This is a genomic window from Enhydrobacter aerosaccus (assembly GCF_900167455.1).
Lineage (GTDB): Bacteria > Pseudomonadota > Alphaproteobacteria > Reyranellales > Reyranellaceae > Reyranella > Reyranella aerosaccus.
On record NZ_FUWJ01000001.1, the window covers coordinates 1 to 21,084 of the forward strand.

Annotated in this window: 23 protein-coding genes; 11 read left to right on the forward strand and 12 right to left on the reverse strand. The window is 64.8% G+C overall.

All coding sequences use genetic code 11. The annotated features are described in order from the left end of the window. Positions 1-340: helix-turn-helix domain-containing protein (locus B5D62_RS00005; RefSeq protein WP_139373669.1), on the reverse strand; the 340-nt coding region annotated here is incomplete at its 3' end. A 562-nt stretch (positions 341-902) separates the two neighbouring features. Between B5D62_RS00005 and B5D62_RS00010 the strand changes: the two genes are divergently transcribed. From B5D62_RS00010 to B5D62_RS00020, 3 genes are all read left to right on the forward strand, one after another. Continuing rightward, positions 903-1,331, forward strand: coding sequence for an OmpA family protein (locus B5D62_RS00010; RefSeq protein WP_085931761.1), 429 nt, complete (start codon positions 903-905; stop codon positions 1,329-1,331). A gap of 66 nt (positions 1,332-1,397) precedes the next feature. After that, complete coding sequence (locus B5D62_RS00015; RefSeq protein ID WP_085931762.1) at positions 1,398-1,850, forward strand: hypothetical protein; 453 nt, start codon at positions 1,398-1,400, stop codon at positions 1,848-1,850. Positions 1,851-1,863: 13 nt separating this feature from the next. Beyond that, positions 1,864-2,331 carry a hypothetical protein gene (locus B5D62_RS00020; protein WP_139373670.1) on the forward strand — a complete coding sequence of 156 codons (468 nt, stop codon included), beginning with the start codon at positions 1,864-1,866 and terminating at the stop codon, positions 2,329-2,331. 34 nt (positions 2,332-2,365) lie between these two features. Here the strand turns inward: B5D62_RS00020 and B5D62_RS00025 are convergent, their stop codons facing one another. Next, positions 2,366-2,671 carry a hypothetical protein gene (locus tag B5D62_RS00025; protein ID WP_085931764.1) on the reverse strand — a complete coding sequence of 102 codons (306 nt, stop codon included), beginning with the start codon at positions 2,669-2,671 and terminating at the stop codon, positions 2,366-2,368. 182 nt (positions 2,672-2,853) lie between these two features. After that, complete coding sequence (locus B5D62_RS00030) at positions 2,854-3,240, reverse strand: hypothetical protein (RefSeq protein ID WP_085931765.1); 387 nt, start codon at positions 3,238-3,240, stop codon at positions 2,854-2,856. Between the two features lie 189 nt (positions 3,241-3,429). Between B5D62_RS00030 and B5D62_RS00035 the strand changes: the two genes are divergently transcribed. Both B5D62_RS00035 and B5D62_RS00040 read left to right on the forward strand, forming a co-directional pair. Beyond that, positions 3,430-3,777, forward strand: a complete 348-nt coding sequence (locus B5D62_RS00035) for a DUF1622 domain-containing protein (RefSeq protein ID WP_085931766.1) — start codon at positions 3,430-3,432, stop codon at positions 3,775-3,777. 206 nt (positions 3,778-3,983) lie between these two features. Then, positions 3,984-6,647 (forward strand): serine/threonine-protein kinase, encoded by a 2,664-nt coding sequence (locus tag B5D62_RS00040; protein WP_085931767.1) that lies wholly within the window; start codon positions 3,984-3,986, stop codon positions 6,645-6,647. Between the two features lie 15 nt (positions 6,648-6,662). On the opposite strand, the gene B5D62_RS00045 is transcribed toward B5D62_RS00040, so the two are convergent. After that, the gene (locus B5D62_RS00045; RefSeq protein WP_336470155.1) at positions 6,663-7,217 is read right to left on the reverse strand and encodes a DUF1993 domain-containing protein; all 555 of its coding nucleotides are present in this window, start codon (positions 7,215-7,217) and stop codon (positions 6,663-6,665) included. A gap of 107 nt (positions 7,218-7,324) precedes the next feature. Then, the gene (locus tag B5D62_RS00050) at positions 7,325-7,516 is read right to left on the reverse strand and encodes a hypothetical protein (RefSeq protein ID WP_139373671.1); all 192 of its coding nucleotides are present in this window, start codon (positions 7,514-7,516) and stop codon (positions 7,325-7,327) included. Between the two features lie 264 nt (positions 7,517-7,780). Between B5D62_RS00050 and B5D62_RS00055 the strand changes: the two genes are divergently transcribed. The 4 genes from B5D62_RS00055 to mobB all read left to right on the forward strand — a co-directional run bounded on the left by B5D62_RS00055 (position 7,781) and on the right by mobB (position 10,340). Next, positions 7,781-8,443, forward strand: coding sequence for a MarC family protein (locus B5D62_RS00055; protein ID WP_218190878.1), 663 nt, complete (start codon positions 7,781-7,783; stop codon positions 8,441-8,443). Positions 8,444-8,517: 74 nt separating this feature from the next. Next, the gene (locus tag B5D62_RS00060; RefSeq protein ID WP_085931773.1) at positions 8,518-9,009 is read left to right on the forward strand and encodes a DUF992 domain-containing protein; all 492 of its coding nucleotides are present in this window, start codon (positions 8,518-8,520) and stop codon (positions 9,007-9,009) included. A 6-nt stretch (positions 9,010-9,015) separates the two neighbouring features. Further along, positions 9,016-9,837, forward strand: a complete 822-nt coding sequence (fdhD, locus tag B5D62_RS00065; RefSeq protein WP_218190879.1) for a formate dehydrogenase accessory sulfurtransferase FdhD — start codon at positions 9,016-9,018, stop codon at positions 9,835-9,837. Beyond that, a complete protein-coding gene (mobB, locus tag B5D62_RS00070) occupies positions 9,834-10,340 on the forward strand; it encodes a molybdopterin-guanine dinucleotide biosynthesis protein B (protein WP_085931775.1) in 507 nt (168 codons plus the stop codon). Before fdhD ends, mobB begins: the two co-directional genes overlap by 4 nt. Here the strand turns inward: mobB and B5D62_RS00075 are convergent. From B5D62_RS00075 to B5D62_RS00095, 5 genes are all read right to left on the reverse strand, one after another. Further along, positions 10,324-13,134: a FecR domain-containing protein gene (locus B5D62_RS00075; protein ID WP_085931777.1), complete on the reverse strand. Its 2,811-nt coding sequence runs from the start codon at positions 13,132-13,134 to the stop codon at positions 10,324-10,326. The two genes, mobB and B5D62_RS00075, sit on opposite strands and share 17 nt — an antisense overlap. A gap of 18 nt (positions 13,135-13,152) precedes the next feature. Continuing rightward, complete coding sequence (locus B5D62_RS00080; protein WP_170920709.1) at positions 13,153-14,367, reverse strand: surface lipoprotein assembly modifier; 1,215 nt, start codon at positions 14,365-14,367, stop codon at positions 13,153-13,155. Positions 14,368-14,588: 221 nt separating this feature from the next. Then, the gene (locus tag B5D62_RS00085) at positions 14,589-15,584 is read right to left on the reverse strand and encodes a glycosyltransferase family 2 protein (RefSeq protein ID WP_085931782.1); all 996 of its coding nucleotides are present in this window, start codon (positions 15,582-15,584) and stop codon (positions 14,589-14,591) included. 94 nt (positions 15,585-15,678) lie between these two features. Further along, positions 15,679-17,418 carry an IlvD/Edd family dehydratase gene (locus B5D62_RS00090; RefSeq protein ID WP_085931784.1) on the reverse strand — a complete coding sequence of 580 codons (1,740 nt, stop codon included), beginning with the start codon at positions 17,416-17,418 and terminating at the stop codon, positions 15,679-15,681. Positions 17,419-17,448: 30 nt separating this feature from the next. After that, positions 17,449-18,570, reverse strand: a complete 1,122-nt coding sequence (locus B5D62_RS00095; protein ID WP_085931785.1) for an FAD-dependent oxidoreductase — start codon at positions 18,568-18,570, stop codon at positions 17,449-17,451. Positions 18,571-18,768: 198 nt separating this feature from the next. Between B5D62_RS00095 and B5D62_RS00100 the strand changes: the two genes are divergently transcribed. Beyond that, a complete protein-coding gene (locus B5D62_RS00100) occupies positions 18,769-19,347 on the forward strand; it encodes a cysteine hydrolase family protein (RefSeq protein ID WP_231714677.1) in 579 nt (192 codons plus the stop codon). A 158-nt stretch (positions 19,348-19,505) separates the two neighbouring features. Here the strand turns inward: B5D62_RS00100 and B5D62_RS32770 are convergent, their stop codons facing one another. Further along, a complete protein-coding gene (locus B5D62_RS32770) occupies positions 19,506-19,667 on the reverse strand; it encodes a Flp family type IVb pilin (protein ID WP_139373673.1) in 162 nt (53 codons plus the stop codon). Between the two features lie 157 nt (positions 19,668-19,824). Next, positions 19,825-19,986, reverse strand: coding sequence for a Flp family type IVb pilin (locus B5D62_RS00105; protein ID WP_085931787.1), 162 nt, complete (start codon positions 19,984-19,986; stop codon positions 19,825-19,827). A 252-nt stretch (positions 19,987-20,238) separates the two neighbouring features. Between B5D62_RS00105 and B5D62_RS00110 the strand changes: the two genes are divergently transcribed. Beyond that, positions 20,239-21,045: a universal stress protein gene (locus B5D62_RS00110; protein ID WP_085931789.1), complete on the forward strand. Its 807-nt coding sequence runs from the start codon at positions 20,239-20,241 to the stop codon at positions 21,043-21,045. Positions 21,046-21,084 lie beyond the last annotated feature (39 nt).

Sequence of the window (21,084 nt, forward strand, 5' to 3'; positions counted from 1 at the left end):
TTTTGAACCGCAGCCCTTCGCGCCGCAGGAACATCCAGACCGCATTGTGCGAGACGATCACGCCGCGTGCCGCCAACTCGTCCTTCAGCTTGTGCAGCGTCAGGTGCGGCGTCTGTCTGATCCTCTCCTCGATGAAGGCGCGATGCGGCTCCAGCGTCCGCTTGCGATGTCCCCCCATCTTCCCGGGCGCCACAGAGCCGGTCGACCGCCAGCGCTGCGACCACTTCACCACCGAGGACACCGCAACACCGAACCGCGCCGCCACCGCGCGGCAGCTCTCCCCTCCTGAAACTGCCCGTACAACCCGTTCTCGCAGATCGTTCGACAGAGGTCGGCTCATCGATACTGGCCTCCTATCCAGCCAGCACGCCAATTATTTGCAGGTCTTGGATTAGACAGCCAGAACGATACATCCTCAACTCGCTCGATCTAGGGACCAAGTTATGCGATCACTTTTGGCAGGACAAATGTTGGTCTTGCTCCTTCTTCGAGTTGAAGACCTGCAAACCAAGCGCCTGAATGAGAAAGACATTACCGGTCGCATCTCGAAGATCGGAGAGTGAGGCAGCTTTGTTCGAGGCTGCTCTCGTCACTTTGAGGAGGCCGGTTGAAGCACTGGGCCCTCGCTCTGGTCAAGCGGGCAGGCCCATGGAAGCCTTGGAAGGCCAAGATTGGCGCTTCTCGACGCGTCTAGGTGTTCGTCGCATTTCTTTAGCGTGAACACCTACATCCACTTGATGCATGCAGGGACTGTACATAACGGTCGTCGTTGCACAACCTCTGACGCTCGCCCGGTGTGAATCCCCTTGCAAGCCCGGAAGCCGTCCCCGAAGATTTCCGCGGGGTATGGGGTGAGCCCGGCCTTGTCGCTTGGCTCCTGTCGTTATCGAGGGGGGAGACCAATGCTGAAGACTGTATCGGCGATCCTTGGGATCGCATTCGTGCTGGCGGCCTGCGATCAGGCCGCGCAGGAGACAGCCACGCCGCCGGCGCCGCCGCCGACCAAGGCCTGGATGGTCTTCTTCGATACCAACAGCAGCAAGCTGTCCCAGCAGGGCACCGCGACCGTGAACGAGGCGGCCGGCGTGGCGAAGTCCATGCCGAACGCCAAGGTGACGGTCACGGGCTACACCGATACCGATGGTTCGCCGGCCTATAACCAGGCGCTGTCGGTTCGTCGCGCAAACGCGGTCAAGGCCGAGCTGGTGCGCGATGGCATCGACGCCACGGCCATCACCGTCACCGGCGTCGGCGAGCAGAGCCTTCTGGTGCAGACGCCGAACCAGACCAAGCAGGAGAAGAACCGGCGGGTTCAGATCGTCGTGCAGTAGGCGATCGGTCTCCTGGCGTTGCGCAATCGCGGCGCCAGGAGGAAGCCGGGCCGAGATGGTCGACGAATGCCTTTGTTCGATGCGCCTGTTCCGAGGCACCTGCTGTGGCCGATCGATGCCCCCTGGCCGCGGCGCAGGGTGGGTCGATTGCTGCGGCGGTTTCAAGCCTGCTTTCCGGACGTGGTCTACGACACCGATCTGGCGGTCGAACTCGCCAACGGCCAGGCCTTCCTCGATGGGGACCTGAAGCGGGTGCGGCTGTATGGCGGCCTCGTCCGGCATCGCGAGATGACGTCCGCGGCGCTGGCCCTGACTCTGGCGCACGAGACCGGACATCATCTCGGAGGACCGCCGTTCCTGCCGTTCCATCGCTGGCTGAGCAGCGAGGAGCGGGCGACCGAATGGGGGACGACGGTTGGCCTTCAACGCGTGTTCGGCGAGCGCACGGCACGCCGCATCGCCGGGCAGGGCGGTCGGCAGTTGGAAAGGATTCGAGGGGCGTCTGATGTAACGACTTGAGAGGGAGGGACGAATGGGGATGTATTTCAACACGGCGCAGACCATGCTGATGGCCCAGGTGGTCAACAGTCACTTCGCCAACGATGTCAATGGCGGTGACATCGCTCATTGGCGGAACAACAGGGCGGACCTGCAGAATCACACCTTGCCGCAGATCGCGGATATGCATGGTGCTCACGGTGCCGACTATCCGCTCGGCTCGGATCCAGGAGGGGCCATTCGCAGGCGCTGGAGGAGCTGGCTCACAAAGCTGGAACAGAGCAACAATCCCAACACCGGCAACCGGATCGGCAAGGATATCCGCGACTACATTCACGACGGACTCGCCAACGCTAACTGCCTCGAGATCGTGTTTGCCGTCGTTCCCGCCGCTGCCGTCAGCGTCGATGCGCCGGTGGATTACCCGCTTGCCACGCCGGCCGGCTCCGTCGGGCGCCTCATCACGATTCATACCCTGGAGATCGATGATCCCAAGTGGTGACGGCTCGTGGTGACGGGTCCAGCGGTGAGGCGTGTCAGTCCGGGCGCGTCTCCGAACGCCGCGCCTCGAGAACCTGGATCAACGAGGTCAGGCTCAGGCGGAGGCCCTGGACGCCATGCGCGATCAGATGGGCGACGCCGTCGGAACCGTCGGTGCTGGCGGTCCGGATGCGGATTGCCAGGTCGTACGACCGATCGTGGACCTGGATGAACAGCTCGCGAATCACGGGACGGGCGTGCTCGGGGTGATCGGCGCTGTCCCATTCCAGGGCACTCAACAACTCCTGCCGGATCGCAGGATCATTGGGATGGCCCCACGCGCGCAGGCAGGCAGCATCCAAAGCCTCGGCCTTCCGGTGAAGTCTGCTGAGCAAAGGCCCCCAATTCCAGCGCGGTCCCCAACGCCGTCTGCACTACACCATCGCTTCCGGCCGCTGTCGAGCGCGCCGACAGGTTCTCTCGATACGGCGCGATCCCCGTTCGCGCCGCGTCTCGACGATGGACTGCAGTCTCTATTGTCTCGTCAGCCGACCGGCTGCAGAGGGGCCGCGGCCTTCACGGTCGGCGATGGCGCATGCTGCCAGGCCAGGAGCCGCCGAAGGAGCCAGATCGCCGCCCGGCGCCACAGCGGTGGCGGGGCGAAATGGGAGGCGAACTCGCGATTGATTTCCATGGGCCGCCAATAGGATGCGTGCCATTCACGATACGCCGCGTGAAAATCCTTGGCCTGCTCCGGACGAGCGCGCAGCAGCGAGCAATCACACAAGGCGTGTATCTCCACCTCGTTGTCGCTGCGGAAATGGAACCTGTGCCGACTGTTCAAGTGATGAAGGCAACCGTCGGTGAACTCGAATTCTTCGGGTCTCGAACGAAGGGCTGTAATCGCCGGAGCAAGTTCCAGATAGGTCATTGCGACACTCCTCTGCTAACCGGCTGATAAACGCGGGCTGGCCGGCTTTCGGTTGCAGTGTCCGCAATCAAAATTTCGCCATCGCTCGGCACGCGCTGCAAACCGTCATGCCCGCTCCGCTCCTTGACTTGCATCAACGTCGATCGTTCTGCTCGCCCCTACGCAGGAGGAGATGGTTTATGAAGAGTCATGACCTTCGGTGAATTCGCTTCCGGCGCTGGCCGGGTCGTCGAGCTGATCGGCATTGTCGTGCTCATCGTCGGTGCCCTGGCGGCGACGGTGATGGCCGGGCTGCGGCTGGTGCGGGGCGGTAATCCGCGGGATTGCTATCACGATCTGCGGGCCGATCTGGGACGCGCCATCCTGCTGGGGCTCGAGTTTCTGGTCATCGCCGACATCATCGGGACCGTCGCCGTCGAACCGACCCTGCAAAACCTTGGCGTCCTCGCGGTTATCGTGACGATCCGGACGCTCTTGAGCTTCGCCCTCGAACTCGAGGTCAGCGGCCGATGGCCGTGGCAGAAGGAGAATCGCTAGGGTGGCCCCCTGACCAAGCAGTGGCGGGCTCGAAAAACCTGTCGCCGACGCAGCGATACTGAAACCAAGACCTTTACCTCGCCCCGGAAAGTGAAAATAATAGATGCAGGGGGAGGGGAGATTTTGGGGGACTCTGATTCTCTACCGTCATTGAACCGGCGCCTGGCGCCGGTCGGCCTGCGCACGTTGCAGAGGGTGTGAGGGATATGGATCCTGGCACCGACAGCAAGGCCACTGTTTCAAACGAGACGGATTTCGTCGCCCTGCCGGCTGGCGCCAAGATCGGGCGCTACGAAGTCGTCGCTGTGCTGGGGCAGGGCGGCTTCGGCATCACCTATCGGGCGCGCGACATCCAGCTCGGCCGCGAAGTCGCGATCAAGGAATATCTCCCGACATCGCTTGCCGTGCGCAAGGATGGATCGACGGTGCTGCCGCGTTCGACCAAGGTCGCCGAGGACTTCACCTGGGGCCGCGAGCGCTTTGTCGCCGAGGGCCGTACGATGGCGACGCTGCACGACGCGCCTGGCATCGTGAAGGTGTTCGATTTCCTCGAAATCAACGGCACCGCTTACATCGTCATGGAAATGCTCAAGGGCGATACGCTCGAAGGGCATCTCAAGAAGCACGGGCGCATGGACCCCGAGGCGATCGACCAGATCGTATGGCCACTGCTCGACGGTCTGGAGCAGGTCCACAATGCCGGCTTTCTCCATCGCGATATCAAGCCGGCCAACATCCTTCTCAACGCCAAGGGCCATCCTACGCTGATCGACTTCGGCGCCTCACGCGCCGCGATGGTTGGCCGGACCGTGGCGATGACGGCAATCTTCACGCCCGGCTATGCCGCCGCCGAGCAGTTCACCTCGGCCAAGCAGGGGCCGTGGACGGACATCTACGGTCTTGCGGCCACGCTCTATCACGCGATTACCGGCGCGCCGCCGCCCAGCGCCTTCGACCGTATGCTGGACGATGAGTACGAACCGATCGCGCGGACCGCACCGCCGGGCTTCGCGCCCGGCCTGCTGGCCGGCATCGATGCCGGCCTCGCGGTCCGGGCCAGCGATCGGCCGCAGTCCATCGCCGGCTGGCGGGCCATCCTCTCGCTGGCGCAAGGCCAGTCGGCCGACGCGACCGCTCTCATGTCCGGTCGAGGCGCCGAAGCCGATGCGACCATCGTCGCGACGGCTGGCCGCCGTGCCGGTCCGCCAACTGCGCGGGTCGAGGCGCCTCCGGTTCAACCGGCGCCCGCCCCCTCGCCGCCGACCCAGTCGCCGCCCACTCAATCGCCGCCCGCCCAACCGTCCGGAGGGGCAGCCGCAGCGCCTGCGCCGGAATCCGGACCGTCGATCGCAGCCCCGTCGCCTCGCGGCAGTGCGCCGCGCAGTCGTGGGCTCGTCTATGGCGGCGCCGCAGCGCTCGCTCTCGCTCTCCTGGGCGGCGGCGGGTATTTCGCCCTCGCGCCCAAGACGCCGTCGCAGAACTCCCTGCAGGACCTGAAGGTCGAGGATCTGGAGCGCGTGCTGGCCGAGCGGCGCGCGGCGGACGCGGCGGCGGCCGAGAAGAAGCGCATGGAAGAGGAGGCCGCGCGCAAGGCGGCAGCCGATACGGCAGCCAAGCAGGCGGCCGATGCCGAACTCGAGAAGGCGCGGCAGGATCGCGAACGGGCCGAGGCCCAACTGGCGCAGATGAAGGCCGAGATGGACGTGCGGCGCCGGGCGGAAGCCGGCCAACGCCAACAGAGTGAGGCGGCGGCGCGCGTGGCGGCCGAGGAAGAGGCGGCCCGCAAGGCGGAGGCCGAAATGGCGGCGCTACGCCAGGCGGAGGAAGACGCCAAGAAGAAGGCGGCCGCCGAGGCCGAAAGCAAGCGGCAGGCCGACGAGGCGCTGGCCAAGGCTCAGGCGGCACGCGCCGCCGCCGATGCCGACGCGAAAGCCAAGGCCGATGCCGAAGCGAAGCGGAAAGCGGACGCCGACGCCAAGCAGGTGGCCGAAGCGCAGGCGCGCGATCAGGCGGCGGCGGCCAAGGCGCAGGCCGATGCTGACGCAAAGGCCAAGGCGGACGCCGAAGCGAAGGCCAAGGCCGATGCCGAGGCCGACAAGAAAGCAGCCGAAGCCGCGGAGACCGCGTTGCGCCTGACGCCACTCGATCGCCAGCATGTCCAGGTCGCGTTGACGGCGCTCGGCTTCGACACGCGTGGCAGCGACGGCGCCTTTGGCCCGCGCTCGCGGGAGGCGATTGCCGCCTATCAGAAGTCGCGCAACGAGCCGGCGACGAGCTTCCTCACGGCCGCCCAGAACCAGGCATTGCTGCGCGACGCCTCGCCAGCGGTCGCCAAGTTCGATGCCGATCAGAGGAAGATCGAGGACGACAAGAAGAAGGCCGAGGAGGAGGCCAAGCGCAAGGCGGACGAGGACGCCAAGGCCAAGGCCGCGGCCGCCGTGGCGCCAGCGCCGGCTCCGCCGCCCCCAGCGGCCGCGCCGTCCCCCGCGGCGCCGCAAGCCGTGCCGCCACCCGCTGCATCACAATCCGCGCCATCGGCGGCGGGCGCCATCAGTCGGTGGTTCGGCACCGCGCACTGCGAGCGATGGGGCGGCACCCTCGGCCTCAACGTTGTCATGGCCGGCGGCAAAGGGACGGCAAGCGCCAGCGGGCGAAACGATTCGAGCGCCACCATCACGATCAGTGGCAACAGCTATTCAGGCTCGATCGTCAGCTACAACAAGAACCACAGCAAGGAACTCACCGGCAGGTTCTCGGGGACGATCTCCGGCAACCAGATCAGCACGCAGGTGGTCATCCGGGCGGACTTCAAGAACCAGGACGGACCGAACGAGATGATGTGTACCGTCCAGCTTGCCGGAGCAAACTAGGCCGTCGGCTTCGGCTCAGAACGAACGAATGCGCAGCCGACCCTCATAATCACGCTTGCCCAGCGGCACGCCTCGCGAGCGCAGGATGTTGTATGCGGTGACGGCGTGGAAATGGAAATTCGGCAGAGAGAATGAGAGAATGAAGGTCTCCGGCGTGAAAGCAAGCCGTCGCGGGCCGATCTGGAGGTCCAGGTGCTTGTCCGCGCAGTCGTTGATCTCGTCGGGGACGAACGCCTCCAGAGCCGTTTCTGCCTTATCGATCATCGCCTGCAGGTCCGTGAAGGGGACAGGTCCGACCAAGGCGGGAGGGGTGAACGCGCCCGTCCTGAGAGCCTCGACCCCCCACACGGAATGATGCCATGCCGCCTCGATCTGGAAATGGAACGGTGCCATGTCGTCGAAGAGGCGGGTATTCACGAACGTGTCGGGATCGACACCGGTGTTTGAAAAATGGGTCGCCGCACGGTCGAGGAAGCCTCCGACGGCTCTTACGGTTTGCAGGAAGGTCGGCACGCTAAGGTCGTAGAGGGATGTCCGCATTGCCTTCCTCTTTCGAGCACCTTGAATCATTGAGAGGATGTGGCGTGATGGCCACAACGGCAAGGCAAGGGACATCACCTGACGCCGTTCGCCGCGGCATCGGCGCGGCGCCTGGTCCTCGGATCATCACTCCGGTTTTATTGTGCCTGCTTGATGAGATCGTCGTACTGGCTGCAGACTGCATCCCAGTCGACGGTTTGTCCGGAAGACAGCTTGCCCTGATACGACTGCATCACCGGCTGCATCTTCGCCATCATCGCCTGCCCGGCGTTGGGATCGGCCGCCATCTTTGCCTGAACGAGCTGGCTGAGCTTGGTGCCCTTGGCCATGGCTTCCTGCTGATCGCAGGCCGAAGCCAAACCAGGCGATGAAAGCACGACTCCGCAAACCGCAGCCAGAGCAAACTTTGACAAACGCATCGATTACCACTCCTGTTGTCGCTTGCGCGCATCGCGCGCGTCGGTAACGTCGTCGACGCCATATGGTTGCAGGAGCAAGCGAAGGATTTCCGGTGTCTTGCCTTGTCGTTGCGACGCGTGTCGGGTAATCAGACAGTCCTGCAGGGGGCTCAGCGCGAACGGAAGAACGCCGCTATGCGCAGGCACGTAAAGTACCGGCACAGGCTCATGCCCGAATTCGCCACGCTCCTTTCCGCCTTCGTCACGTTGCTGGTCACGATCGGTCCGTTCGAGACGGCACCGGTCTTCGGCACGCTGACGCGCGATGTCACGCGCGGCGAACGCCTTCGCATCGCCCGGCAGGCGGTGGGAATCGCGGGAATCGTGCTGATCGCGTTCGCCCTAGGCGGCGAGCGGCTCCTGTCGATCCTCCACGTGTCGTTGCCGGCCTTGCGCACGGCGGGCGGCGTGCTGCTCTTTCTCGAGGCGATCAACCTGATGACTGCCAATCCCGGCACGTCGGCGATCAATCCCGAGGAGCGTGACGAGGCCCGGCCGCCGCGCGATATCACGGTCTTTCCCTTGGCTTTTCCGCTGATTGCCGGACCGGGATCGCTGATGGCCGTCATTCTCCTGATGAGCAAGGCCCAGGGAGATCTGGTCCTTCAGGCCGGGATCCTGGCGGTGCTCGTCCTATGCCTGGCGATAACCCTTGTCGCCTTCATCATGGTCGACTCGTTGCGCCGCATCCTGGGCGTCACCGGCACGGATGTCGTCGGCCGCATTTCCGGCCTCCTTCTCGCCGCAATGGCCATGCAGTTCGTGTTCGACGGCGTGACCGAGGGGCTGCTGCGCTGAGGGGTTGGAGCGCAGCGCAGTTCGGCGTACCTTGATCACATGGGAGGACGGGCCGTCGGAAGGCGGGAGGCTCTATGCGACGATCGATCTTTGCCTTGTTTGGCGCGAGCGCCCTTGTGGCCGGCGCGGCATTCTACGCCCAGACCCACGCCCAGACCTCCGGATCCACGCGCGTGAATGTCGGATCTCTCGTTTGCACCGTTGCCGCGGGCGATCGGATCGTTCCGGGCTCCGAACATCATCTCGACTGTCTGTTCGCGCGCAGCGACGGCACGGCCGAGCCCTATCTCGGCGACATCAAGCGCTTCGGAAGGAACGAGGTGTTGGGCGACAAGGCGCCGATCGTCTGGCAGGTTTTCGCCGCCGGGACGCTTGCTCCCGGCGCCCTGGACGGTGATTTCGGCAAAGCCGGTGGAAGCGCGCATGCGCCCGATCCGGCAACGGCCGCTTCGCTGGTCGATGGCAAGGGCAAGCGCATCGCCCTTCGGCCGGCGCGCGTGGCCGGCAGAGCCGGAATCAACATCGCCGAAGGTGTCGCGGACCTGACACTGCAGCACGGCAGCTGACGAACAGTGGACAGCATCACAGACCGTGGATCGGTCCATCTTCCGGCGCAGCGCCTTACCGCTTCCGGCGTCGAGGCGCTGGACGAGGTCGTGGCGGAGGAGATCGCCGTGGCGCTCGTCTACAACGGCATCAGCCATGCGGTGATGATGGCGACGCCGTGCGACCTCGAGGATCTGGCGCGCGGCTTTTCGTTGACCGAAGGCATCGTCGACAAGCCGGCGCAGATCTACGACATCGAGGTCGAAGGACTCGATCTGGAGAAGGGCCGGCGCGGGATCGAGGTTCGGATCGAGATCGCGAGCGAGCGGCTGACGGCACTGCGGGAGCGACGGCGCACTCTCACGGGACGGACCGGCTGCGGTCTGTGCGGCGTGGACAGCCTCGACGCCGCCCTGCGACCCGTGCCGTCGATCCGGGCAGCCGGCCAACTCTCGCGCGACGCCATTGCCCGCGCAATGGCGGCTCTGCCCGCGGCGCAAAGGCTCAATCGCGAAAACGGTGCCAGCCATGCGGCGGGCTGGGCGTCGACGGACGGGACCCTGATCGCTGTGCGGGAAGATGTCGGGCGTCACAACGCGCTCGACAAGTTGGCGGGCGCTTTGATGCGGACAGCGCCGACGGACGACGGGTTCGTCGTCGTGACCAGCCGCTGCTCCTACGAGATGGTGCAGAAGGCGGCCGCCATTGGCGCGATCGCGATCGCCGCGGTTTCGGCGCCGACCTCGCTCGCCATCGCGACGGCGGAGCAGGCGGGGCTGGCGCTGGTCGCCTTCGTCCGCGAGGGCCGCCTTACCGTCTATGCGCATTCGGAGCGGATCATCGCGTGATCCCGCACCGCGTCTTCGGTGTCACCGGCTGGAAGAATGCCGGCAAGACCACGCTGGTCGAGCGGCTGGTGGCCGAGTTCGTCCGGCGCGGATGGTCGGTGTCGACCGTCAAGCATGCCCATCACGATGTCGATATCGACCGGGCCGGCACTGATTCGTACCGGCATCGCGCGGCCGGGGCGACGGAGGTCGCGCTGGTTGGCGGCCTGCGCTACGCTATCATGCGCGAGCAGGAGGAGCCTACCCTTGGCGAGGTGCTGGCGCGTCTGGCGCCGGCGGACCTTGTCCTGATCGAGGGCTTCAAGCGCGACCGGCATCCCAAGATCGAGGTCCGGGCTGCCGCGGGCGGAGATCGGCCCGCTCTTGCGGCGGGCGATCCGACCATCGTGGCCATCGCCGCCGATGCGGCTCCGGCCGAGACGCATCTGCCCTGGTTCCGGCGCGATGACGTCGCGGCCATCGCCGACTTCATCGGCGCCCGGCTGGCTATCGCTGCGCCTTGAACGTGCCGGCGGCCGTATAGTTCGGACCGGTGACGCCGAAGCTGCCGGCCTGACCCGCCGCCGGAACCGCGCCGTTGTTGAAGAAGGCGCCATTCAGCGTTCCGACGCGGCCGGTGCTGTTCGTGGCCGCGAAGCCGCCGGTGAATTGCGGCGTGTTGCCGACCATTGCCGTGCCACCACGATAGCTGGTGCCATCGAAGTTGCTGATGCTGACGGCGCCTGTCCGGGTCGCGAAGTTCCACTGGTTGGTATAGCCGCCGACGGCGACGTACGAGGCGCCGCCATTGCGCACATTGCCGACCATATCGCCGACATACGTCGCGGTGCCGGTGTTGGGCATCTGCACCGCGGAGGTAAGGGTGCCGGCGACATAGGTGGCGAGGTTGATGCGATCGGTGACATTGGAGCCATGCGCGCCGTAGCGGATGTCGCCGCCCCAGAACCCCCAGCTCAGGAAGGCGCAGGTGCAGGGCGTGACCTCGGCGGCATTGTAGAGCCCGTTCAGCGCCGTTGGATTGGTGTTGGCGCTCACCAGCGCCGTCGACGCGGTCGGCGAGATGCCGCCGCCCCGCCGAACGGTCACGTTACCGCCGGTCATGGCATAGGTGTTGTCGTCGATGAAGGCGCTCTGGCCGCCCGTGTCGGGGTTGCCCAGCCGGATGGTGGCCCGGTCGCTGTTGCCAGCACCCAGAGCCACGCGACGGATGGTGGCGGTGGCCTGATTGGTCGAGGCGTCGGTCGTGAGCGTGAGGTTCGGCCGCGAGCTGCCAGTGCCGAAGGCCTTGGTATTGAAGATCGAGCCGTCGCCGGTGTCGCGGCGCTGGTCGATCAGCCCGGCGATGAAGCCGGTGAGAGTCCGGGTCGTCCGCGACTGGCCGACGGACTCGGGCGTCGAGGTCCGGCCCGCCGCGTTGACGCCGAAATAGTCATTGGCGGTCGAATTCTGAAGCCCGACATCGGCGGAGGCCTGTGAGGTGCGGGTGGTGGAGATCGAGTTCACCACGCCGCCGCGTGTCGTGTAGGTCGTGGCGAGCTTGTCGGGCGTCATCACCATGTAGTCGGCGTTGTCACCGTAGATCGCGTTGCTCGCGCCCGTGGATGGCGTGGAGATCGCCGAGACCAGCAGATTGGGACCGCTGTGGCTGTCGAGCCGATAGGTGCCGACATAGTTGCCGCCGAAGCCGACCGAGACCGTGCTGAGGTCGGGGAAGTAATAGCCGACCATCACGCCCATGTAGGATTTCTGGGCCGCGCCCGTGCCGGAGATGGCGATGGACGCCTGCATCGCCGCCGACTTCTGATTACCGGCCGGCTGATTGAGCGCGAGCGTCTGGGGCGCGAAGACGGCCAGCAGCTTGGAGACATCCTTCACCGCCTGCAGGTTCGGATCGTCGCCTACCGTGCCATTTGCAAACGGCAGACGGGTGCTGCCGGCGAGATTCGTCACGTCATAGGCGACGATGCCGGAGGTCGGGAGATGCGAGCGCAGCGTGGTCGGCTCGCCGCCGAAGAAGCCCACTTTCTGATTGGCGCCATTGTTGAAAACGTAGGCGAAGAACTTTCCATCCGGCGAGACATAGCCCGTGCCCACGAGCACACCGAGTTGCTGATCAACGATGGGCGCGATCGGAAATGGACTTCCGGTCGGATGCCAGGGAACGACAATCGAATGGCCGTCGCCCGTCGTGATCTCCACGCGGTTGCGGTCCGTGACGACACCCGTCGGCTGTAGAGGCTTATTGGCGGATGCCACGGGCGTCACCACCAGTCCGTTTTCGCTGTAGTTGAAGTTGGTGTAGGGCGTGGCGCCGATGAAGCGGCCCAGGGTGACGATGACCTGGGTGTTGGCCGGCGGGTCCGGCTGCGGATTGTTGTTGGGTTGCGAGTTCCTGTCCTGCAGCGCCTGCTGCACCTGTTGTTGCGGACTGTTGGAAGTCGCGGTCGAGATGGCCGTCGACAGGGCATTGTTCAATTGCTGATTGAAGGCGACCGCCGTCTGATTGAGCAGGATCGGATTCTGCGTCGGCGGCTGCCCGTTGTTCTGCTGCGAGAAGTTCTGCGCGCCCTGTTCGGCGGTCTTGATGCTGTTCTGGCCGGCTCCGGAACCGCTGCCGGCCGGAATGTTGTTGGTGCCCTGCGTGTTGCTGCCGCTCTTGCCTTCGAGCTGGCCGAGCAGACCCGCCAGGGCGCCCTGGGCAATCAAGGAAGGTTGGCCCGGCTGAGAGCCGAAGTTCGTGACGATCTGCGAGCCGGGTCGCGTCGCTGTCTGTGTCTGCCCCTGCCCGGTGACTGTCATCTTGTCGCCGAAGACGAAGGTCGAGCTGGTGGCCGTCTGTTCGACGGCAAAGACCGTGATGCCGCCGCGGATGCCGATGGTGCTCGACGGCGTCGTGATGGTGATCGGCTGTGTCTTGCTGATCTTGCCGCCGACGAGGCGGAACACGCCCTTGCTGGCATTGACGGCAAGCTCACCGGTCTTGGTCGCCGGGTCGAACACGAACTTGTCGATGATGACGCGGGCATTGGGCCCCACGGTCAGGGACGTGCCATCGAGGAAGACGAGATGGGCACGGTCGTTGCTGCCCGTCGTGATGGCTTCGTTGGCCTGCACGTCGATGCCGATACGCAGGACGCGTTCGGGCTGGGTCGGCGGCTTGCCGAGCGGGTCGCCGTCGGTGGCCGAGGTGACGCCGACGCGCGCCAGGGCAGCGGGAGCGGCCAACAGAGAGAGGGCGGCCGTGCTCAGCAGGGCCGCACGCAGAAGGGAAACGCCACACGGAACAGGACGGGCCATGTCAGTCTCCTCACGACGCTAGAAGCGTCTGCTTATGCCAAACATGAAACTGTTGTTCTCGAACGCGTAGTTGGGCAGCGTGGCGGCGCGCACGAAGCGGCCGCCGGAAACGGAGAATGTGGTGAGATCGTCGAACGGCACGCTCAGGACGAGATTGAGGATGGTGTCGCTCTGATAGCGCATGATGGTCGGAGACACGGTCGGATCGGGCGCGTCGTAGGTCCACCACTGCTCGTTGACGCTGAGATTGATGCTCCACGGCAAGCCGGTCCTGAGCAACGGATCGGGGAAGCGGAATGCCATGCCGCCGCCGACGCCCAGCAGCATGTAGTTCTGTGAGGCGGTCTGGACCGTCTCGTAGCGCTGCCCGCTGCCGTTGGCGTAGAGCGTTATGATGTTGGTGAGCTGGTACTGGAAACTCGTATTGAGCGTGAACAGCGTGCCCGTGAGCAGGTTGTTGGTCGGCAGGTACCAGGTGTTTGGATAGTCCTGCTTGCGCCAGGTGAAGGTCGTGACGTTGCGCAGGTCGTCGGCGAGCAGCGCGTTGCCCTCGAGGCCGGCGCCGTAGCTCGCGTAATAGGGCGTGTCGTTGACCCAGATGGCGCCGACGGCCGCGAAGGGCTTCAAGGTGACGTCCTGGAACGTGCCGCTGAAGATCTGGAATCGCGGGCCGCTGGTGAGATCGAGCAGCGACACGTTCGCCGTGCTCAGCGTGAACTGGCGATTGGCGTAGGCGGTGAACAGCGTCTCGAGCGCCGATCGATCCTGACGGCCGAAGTCGTAGGTGTGACGCAGCTGCAGCGAGCCGACGACGCCCCAGTCCGACGCCCCCACCGCCTGCTGGTTGAGGTTGGCCGCCTGGCCGAACAGCATCACCGATGACGTGGCCGGACCAAGATTGGCATTGGACTGATAGCGCCAGCCGAAGAAGGCCTCGCCGGAGAATTGCGATGGACGTTCCTGGTTCACGACCTGGGTCATGAATTCTTCGGCGCGCTTGCGCACGTCGGGCGGCAGGTTCGGAGACTTGAGCGCGCCTTCGAGATAGGTACGCGCCACTTCGAACGAGCCCAGGCGATAATAGAGAACGCCAAGTTCGAGTCGTACGCGCGGCAGATCGGGACTGATCAGCAGCATGCGCTCGAGGGCGGAGACCGCGCCTTCGAGATCGCCGGTCTGACTCGCGATGGTGGCGAAGCGAAACAGCACGTCGAGATTCGCCGGCTGCTTCATCATCTCTTCGAAGGCAGCGTCGTACTCGCGCTTCGCATCAATTGGCGCGGTGGGTGTCGGTGTATTGGTTTGTGCGTTGGCGAACCCTGCCAGCACGAACCAGGTGATTGAAGCTCCGATTGTTACGCAAAGACTCAGGATGGAGCAGCTTGACTGTCGCAACCCCGTATATCCCCAACGGCAGAACCGTACCCCGCCGCAAGGATGACGCACGCTGGTTGCTAAATCAACCAACTCCGCAAAACATATACCCAAGACATTGGAAAGCTTGTGCGAGCTGCACGCATGCGAAGCAGCATTCTCTGATACTGCCGATCGCCGAGCGCGGTGATGAAACGCTCGCTGTCGCGGATCATCGCGGCGAGCATTCGATCCAACATGCGCGAATGGGTATCGCCCCAATTACGCGCCGAGAGATGGAGTCGTCCTCCAAGTATTGGATTGTTCGCTGCAAAATTACGTCCATGGAGACGGTACGCGTACAGCGGTTCGTCTATCAGCAGCGAACCTGCAACCATCTGCGCCATGACGACGATGTAGTAGTCCATATGGAGGCGAAACGTCTCGTCGTCGTCCGGGAAGACGAGATCGATCAGCGAGCGCCGGAACATCATCGACGAGGTGCTGACCCAGACCCAGTGAACCAGCCGCTTCGTATAGAGACAATAAGGAGTCTGCGTCTGCCAATGAGCGGACCGCGATGCGTGATCCAATTTGGGTACCCGCGCCGGATCGATGGGGGCGAAAGCGCGTCCGCGATCGGCGACCGCGCGGTCCTTGCCGAACCAGTAGACCGCGCCGGCAACCACGACATCGTTGCCGTCGATCAGGCGCGCATTGCAGGCGGTGAAGCCCACGGCATAGGTCTCGTTGAGATGTGCCGCGAGGTGGCGTTCGAGGAAGTCCTCGTTCCACAGATCGTCCGAGTCGAGGAAGCAGACGAACGGCGCGTTGGTGTGCGCAAGACCCGCGCGTGTCGCGCCGGTCTGTCCGACATTCTTCTGCAAACGGACAAGCCGGAAGCGGGAGTCGGCCAGTTCCGCCAACGTCTGCTCGATGATGGCCGCCGAATTGTCGGTCGAAGCGTCGTCGACGATCACGCATTCGAAATCGGTCAGCGTCTGCCGCGCCACCGAGCGGATCGCAGCACCGATATAGTCCGGGCAGTTGTAGCAGGTGACGACGACGGAAATTCGGGGAAGCTTGAGATCGGTCATGGCTGAGAGCGCAATGCTCCAATGTCGCTCGTTGTCGTGATGAAGGCCGCTGGAGTGACGCTCTCCCGGCGACCGGAGACTCTCCGCATCGTGTTCACTTCTTCTCCGGACCGAGGAAGTCGAAGTCGACGCCTTCGTCGGCCTGCAGCACGGTCTTGTGGAAGAGGCCGTTGTAGCCGCGGCCGCTGCCGGGATGCGGCGGCGGTGCCGTCCAGGCCTTGCGTCTCTTGGCGAGCTCGGCCGCCGCGACCAGCAACTCGAGTTTGCGATTGGGCACGTCGAGCGTGATGCGGTCGCCGGTCCTGACCAGCGCGAGCGGACCGCCAACGGCGGCCTCGGGCGCGACATGCAGCACGATGGTGCCGAAGGCAGTGCCACTCATGCGGGCGTCGGAGATGCGGATCATGTCCTTCACGCCGGCGCGGGCGAGCTTCATCGGGATGGGGAAGGAACCGGCCTCCGGCATGCCCGGCGCGCCTTTCGGTCCGGCATTGCGCAACACCAGGATATCGTCCGGCTTCACGTCGAGCTTGGGATCGTCGCCCCGGGCGGCGAGATCCTCGAGCGATTCGAATACCACGGCGCGGCCGGTATGCGTCAGCAGCGCGGGCGAGGCGGCCGCATGCTTGATGACGGCGCCGCGCGGCGCCAGGTTGCCGCGCAGCACGGCCATGCCGCCGGTCGGCTTGATCGGATCCTTCGGCGTGCGGATCACGGTCTGGTTGGGCACGATCTCGGCGGCGTCGATCACCTGCTTCAGTGTCCGGCCCGCGACGGTTCGGCATTTCTCGTCGAGGTGGCCGCGGATTTCCTTCATGAGCCGCGAGTTGCCGCCGGCCCAGTGGAAATGCTCCATGTAGTGGTCGCCTGACGGCTTGAGATCGACCAGCACCGGCACCTTGCGGCCGATGGCGTCGAATTCCTCCAGCTCGATGGCGATGCCGAGCCGGCGCGCCACCGCGGTGAGATGCACCAGCGCGTTGGTCGAGCCGCCGATCGCCTGCAAGACGGTGAGGGCGTTGCGGAATGCCGCCGCCGTCATGATCTCGCTGGGCTTCGGCCCCTGCCTGATCGCCATTTCAGCCGCGAGTTTGCCTGTCTGCTCGGCGACGCGCAGGCGGTCGGAATGGGTGGCGGGGATCGAGCCGCTGCCGGGCAGGCCCATGCCGAGCGTTTCGACCATGCAGCCCATGGTGCTGGCCGTGCCCATCACCATGCAGGTGCCCTTGGTCGGCGCCAGCCGCTCGCTGACCTTCTCGATGTCGGCGTCGGAAAAGGTGCCGGCGCGATACTGGCCCCACAGGCGCCGGCAATCGGTGCAGGCGCCCAGCACTTCGCCCTTGTAATGGCCGACGAGCATCGGCCCGACCGGCAGCACGATCGCCGGCCGATCGGCGCTGGCCGCCGCCATGAGCTGGGCCGGCAACGTCTTGTCGCAGCCTCCGATCAGCACCACCGAATCCATCGGCTGCGCACGCACCATCTCCTCGGTGTCCATCGCCATGAGGTTGCGCAGGAACATGCTCGTGGGATGAGAGAAGCTCTCGTGGATGGAGACGGTCGGAAAGACCATGGGCAGGGCGCCCGCCAGCATGACACCCCGCTTCACCGCCTCGATCAGATCCGGCACGTTGCCGTGGCAGGGATTGTAGTCGCTGAAGGTGTTGGTGATGCCGACGATCGGCCGGTCCAGCGCATCATCGGAATAGCCGCCGGCCTTGATGAAGGCCTTGCGCAGGAAGAGGGAAAAGCCGGCGTCGCCATACGTGGCCAGGCCCTGGCGCAATCCAGTGGCCTTCGGCGCGGGCGGGGCGCGCCGCTTGCGGGATGCCATGTCGATCTACTCCCTGAGGACGGCTGTCTGTCAGGACGGTTTATCGCCTTCCAGGCCGGCCGCCCAGCGGGTATGTGCGCCAGGATCGCGCTCCGAGACGATCGTGCGCGCCAACTCACGTCCCATCAGGGCGCCGAACTTGAAGCCATGGCCCGAGCAGGGCGACATGATCCAGCCGGCGGTGCCCTGCTTCTCCACCACGAATCGTTCGTCTTCGGTCACCGTATAGAAGCAGACCTTCAGCCGCTCGGTGCGCCATTGCTCGAAGCCGCGCAGCAGGCTGCGGCAGCGTTCCAGCAGCGGGCGGATCTCGTCTTCCGTGGCGTCGCGACCAGCATCGGGATCGCCGGCGCGACTGAACTCATGATCGCCGACCTTGAAGCCGCGACCTTCCATCGGCGGCACCAGGTAGAGCCCGACATCGCCGGTCTTCTCGATGATCATCGGTCCCTTGGCCCAGGCGGCACGTTGTTCGGCGGGCATGTCGAGATAGATCACGATCTGGCGCGACGGCACGAGACGGGCGGCGAGGCTCGGCATCAGCCGACCAGCCCAGGCGCCGGCCGCGACGATGACGACGTCGGCGTCATGGATGGCGCCGGCTCCGGTGACGATCCGGGCGCGGTCGAGATCGACGCTGCGCACAGGCGTCTCGGCGCGAAGCGTCACGCCGCGGCTCTTGCCGAGATGCTGGACGAGGGCCGTTACGATATCCTGCGCGAAGAGAACGCCGCCCGTATCGATCCAGAAGGCTCGCTCGACACCGCCGGTATTCAACATCGGAAAACGGTGCGGCAGATCGGCGACAGCGAGCTCCTCCATCGGCCGGCCGATGGCGGCAAGGGTCGCGGCCGAACGCTGTGCCCAGTCGGTGCCGTTGCCGCTGAGCGCCAGCGTTCCCGTCGGCGCATAGAGGCGTTGGCCCAGATCGTGCCAAAGCGTGTCCCAGGCGGCATATGCGTCGTCGATCATCCGCGCGTAGCCGGCATGGTCGCCATAAGGGTGGCGGATCAGCCGATGTTCATCGAAGGACGACGAAAGGGGATTGGGCAGCGCGCCCTGCTCGAACAGGTCGACACGGCAGCCCGCGCGAGCGAGCGCCCAGCCGGTCGCCAGGCCCATGATGCCGCCGCCAATGATGATCGCCTTCATTCCTCCTCACACTCTATGAGAGGTCAAATCGGGTCAAGCATGCTTGGCCCGATGCAAGAATGCGGCTCGTTTTCTGTCGCGCAATGGGCGGCCTAATGTGCATGCGTAGGGGCTTGCAAAAGCGCCGGCCTTCAGCGTTGATAGCGCATACGTTTACACAACCAATCCGGGGAACAGGGGCTTCATATGGCAATGACCATGCTGCAGATGTCTGGGATGGCGCCGACGCCGGCGACTTTTGCCGACGGTGTGCTGCTTATCATCGACGCGCAGCGGGAATACACCGACGGCCTGCTGCCGTTGCCCGGCGTGGCGACAGCGGTGCAGGCGCTCGCCGGCCTGCTCGAGAAGGCGCGTAGCGCCGGCGCGCCGATTGTCCATGTCCGCCATCAGAGCAAAGGCAAGGCGTTCAACCCGGCATCGAGCGGTTTCGAGATCGTGAAGGAATTGACACCGCGCGACGGCGAGGCGGTCATCGACAAGGGCCTGCCGAATGCCTTTACCGGCACGGACCTTGCCCAGCAGCTCGCCAACGTCGGCCGCAAGAACCTCATCGTGGGCGGCTTCATGACCCACATGTGCGTTTCGGCCACCGTCCGGTCGGCGACAGATCACGGCTTCATGAGCACGATTGCCGCCGACACGGTTGCCACGCGCGATCTGCCGGACGCCACCGGTGACGCGACGATTACGGCCGATGCGATCAACAGGATCACGCTGGCCGCGCTCTCCGATCGGTTTGCCTGGATCGTGCCGAAGGCCGCTGCGATCGCCTGAATTGGTGTCGTCGCGGACTCTAGTGCCGCGTCACGCCGAAGTGAGCGACCACAATGGCTGCGACGGCGATCAAGAGTGCAAGCGAGCTGAATTGCACGAACGATGAGCCACGAGAACGGACAAGCAGATGCCTGAGCCGAACGAGCGCTGTCTTCATGTTAGAGCGCGCTCGTGATCGGGGCGAGGAAGTTCATGACTTTCTGCCCGATGCTAGTAAAGGCGCTTACGGCGGCGATCGAAATCAGGCCCGCAATCAAGCTGTATTCGATCGCGGTCGAAGCTTGATCGTCCACGACCAGACGCCGGAAGATCGCCGACATTTCGCCACTCCATGATTGAGCGGATAAGGTTAGTCTTTGCGTGTGTCGGGACAACAATCGACTTGTAACGTTGGTAAAGCTTGTCTTTCGTCTGCAGCAAAGAAAATGGGCGAGCCTTGCAGCTCGCCCATCTTCCAGGATCACGAGATCCTGATGACTACAGTGCGTTCGAGACGCTGCTCAGCACGCTGCTCACCTTGGTGCCGACCGAGGTCATGGCGGTGATGGCGGCGACGGCGATCAGCGAGGCGATGAGGGTGTATTCGATGGCCGTGGCACCCTGCTCGTTCTTCATCAGGCGACGGAAAATGGACAGCATGTTTATCTCCAAAAGAAGTCAACGTTGACGAGGCGGTTCTGTCCTTCCGTGACGCCGGGTCTGGGGCTCGGCGGCGGCCGGGCAGGAACGCTGGCGCCTGAAATTGCGCCTATACCTCAGTGATCAACTGAGGCATGGATGCTAAGATATTGAAATAAACGACAGTCTCAATACACCTATTGTATCAACTGCTTCTTGCCTGCGGCCCGCAGAAGGGTCGTGTTATCGTCGGGGTGACAGGGAGGGCGTGTCATGAAGTCAATTCTGACAATGGCCTGGACGGCAGAAGATCCGTCCGCATTCGATCTTGCAGCGAAGTTGGCGCGTGCCTTCGACGCGCGCCTGGTGGGACTTGAACCACCGTCTTATGGCGTGATGAGCATGGCCTGGGCGGATGCCGGCATGGGGGCGCCGATCGGCGGCGGCCTGGCGGAGGATGCCGAGGAGCGGCAGCGCGTTGCCGCCGTTCGTCAGGCGTTCGAGCAGCGCGCGACGGGCCTGGCATCGGAATGGCGCTCGGCCGACGATAGTGGCCCAACCGCGATCGGCATCATCGGTCGCGTCTACGATCTGATCGTGATGCCGCAACCCGGGCCGCTGCCGAAGATGCCAGAAAGCGTGTTCGAGACGGCGCTGTTCGACACCGGGCGGCCAGTGCTCATCGTTCCGCCCGGATACAACGGCATGGTCGGCAAGCGCATCCTGTTCGCCTGGAACGGGTCGACCGAAAGTGCGCGGGCGATCTCTCTGGCGATGCCGGTGCTCAGCCGCGCGGAGTCGATCGATGTCATGAGCGTGGACGGGGCGATGGTTCCTGGCCCGACCTCGGCCGAGATCGCTCAATCGCTGGCTGCGCATGGCCTGAAGGTGACCAGCCAGCATGTGAAGCCGGGAACGCGCTCGGCCGGTCAGACGATCGTCGATACGGCGGTCGCGGGCGGGGCGGACCTGATCGTCAAGGGCGCATACACGCAAAGCCGGTTGAGACAGATGATCTTCGGCGGCATGACGCGTCACCTGATCCTGAACTCACCTTTGCCGGTGCTGTTCTCCTACTGACGTCGCTGCGCGCTTGGCCGCGCCGACAGCCGTTGCGAG

Excerpts from the sequence above, each read along its gene's own strand:
- B5D62_RS00010 (WP_085931761.1), top strand. The coding sequence starts at position 903 with ATGCTGAAGACTGTATCGGCGATCCTTGGGATCGCATTCGTGCTGGCG.
- B5D62_RS00015 (WP_085931762.1), top strand. The coding sequence starts at position 1,398 with ATGCCTTTGTTCGATGCGCCTGTTCCGAGGCACCTGCTGTGGCCGATC.
- B5D62_RS00020 (WP_139373670.1), top strand. The coding sequence starts at position 1,864 with ATGGGGATGTATTTCAACACGGCGCAGACCATGCTGATGGCCCAGGTG.
- B5D62_RS00030 (WP_085931765.1), bottom strand. The coding sequence starts at position 3,240 with ATGACCTATCTGGAACTTGCTCCGGCGATTACAGCCCTTCGTTCGAGA.
- B5D62_RS00035 (WP_085931766.1), top strand. The coding sequence starts at position 3,430 with ATGACCTTCGGTGAATTCGCTTCCGGCGCTGGCCGGGTCGTCGAGCTG.
- B5D62_RS00040 (WP_085931767.1), top strand. The coding sequence starts at position 3,984 with ATGGATCCTGGCACCGACAGCAAGGCCACTGTTTCAAACGAGACGGAT.
- B5D62_RS00045 (WP_336470155.1), bottom strand. The coding sequence starts at position 7,217 with ATGATTCAAGGTGCTCGAAAGAGGAAGGCAATGCGGACATCCCTCTAC.
- B5D62_RS00050 (WP_139373671.1), bottom strand. The coding sequence starts at position 7,516 with ATGGCCAAGGGCACCAAGCTCAGCCAGCTCGTTCAGGCAAAGATGGCG.
- B5D62_RS00055 (WP_218190878.1), top strand. The coding sequence starts at position 7,781 with ATGCGCAGGCACGTAAAGTACCGGCACAGGCTCATGCCCGAATTCGCC.
- B5D62_RS00060 (WP_085931773.1), top strand. The coding sequence starts at position 8,518 with ATGCGACGATCGATCTTTGCCTTGTTTGGCGCGAGCGCCCTTGTGGCC.
- B5D62_RS00075 (WP_085931777.1), bottom strand. The coding sequence starts at position 13,134 with ATGGCCCGTCCTGTTCCGTGTGGCGTTTCCCTTCTGCGTGCGGCCCTG.
- B5D62_RS00080 (WP_170920709.1), bottom strand. The coding sequence starts at position 14,367 with ATGAAGCAGCCGGCGAATCTCGACGTGCTGTTTCGCTTCGCCACCATC.
- B5D62_RS00085 (WP_085931782.1), bottom strand. The coding sequence starts at position 15,584 with ATGACCGATCTCAAGCTTCCCCGAATTTCCGTCGTCGTCACCTGCTAC.
- B5D62_RS00090 (WP_085931784.1), bottom strand. The coding sequence starts at position 17,418 with ATGGCATCCCGCAAGCGGCGCGCCCCGCCCGCGCCGAAGGCCACTGGA.
- B5D62_RS00095 (WP_085931785.1), bottom strand. The coding sequence starts at position 18,570 with ATGAAGGCGATCATCATTGGCGGCGGCATCATGGGCCTGGCGACCGGC.
- B5D62_RS00100 (WP_231714677.1), top strand. The coding sequence starts at position 18,769 with ATGCTGCAGATGTCTGGGATGGCGCCGACGCCGGCGACTTTTGCCGAC.
- B5D62_RS32770 (WP_139373673.1), bottom strand. The coding sequence starts at position 19,667 with ATGTCGGCGATCTTCCGGCGTCTGGTCGTGGACGATCAAGCTTCGACC.
- B5D62_RS00105 (WP_085931787.1), bottom strand. The coding sequence starts at position 19,986 with ATGCTGTCCATTTTCCGTCGCCTGATGAAGAACGAGCAGGGTGCCACG.
- B5D62_RS00110 (WP_085931789.1), top strand. The coding sequence starts at position 20,239 with ATGAAGTCAATTCTGACAATGGCCTGGACGGCAGAAGATCCGTCCGCA.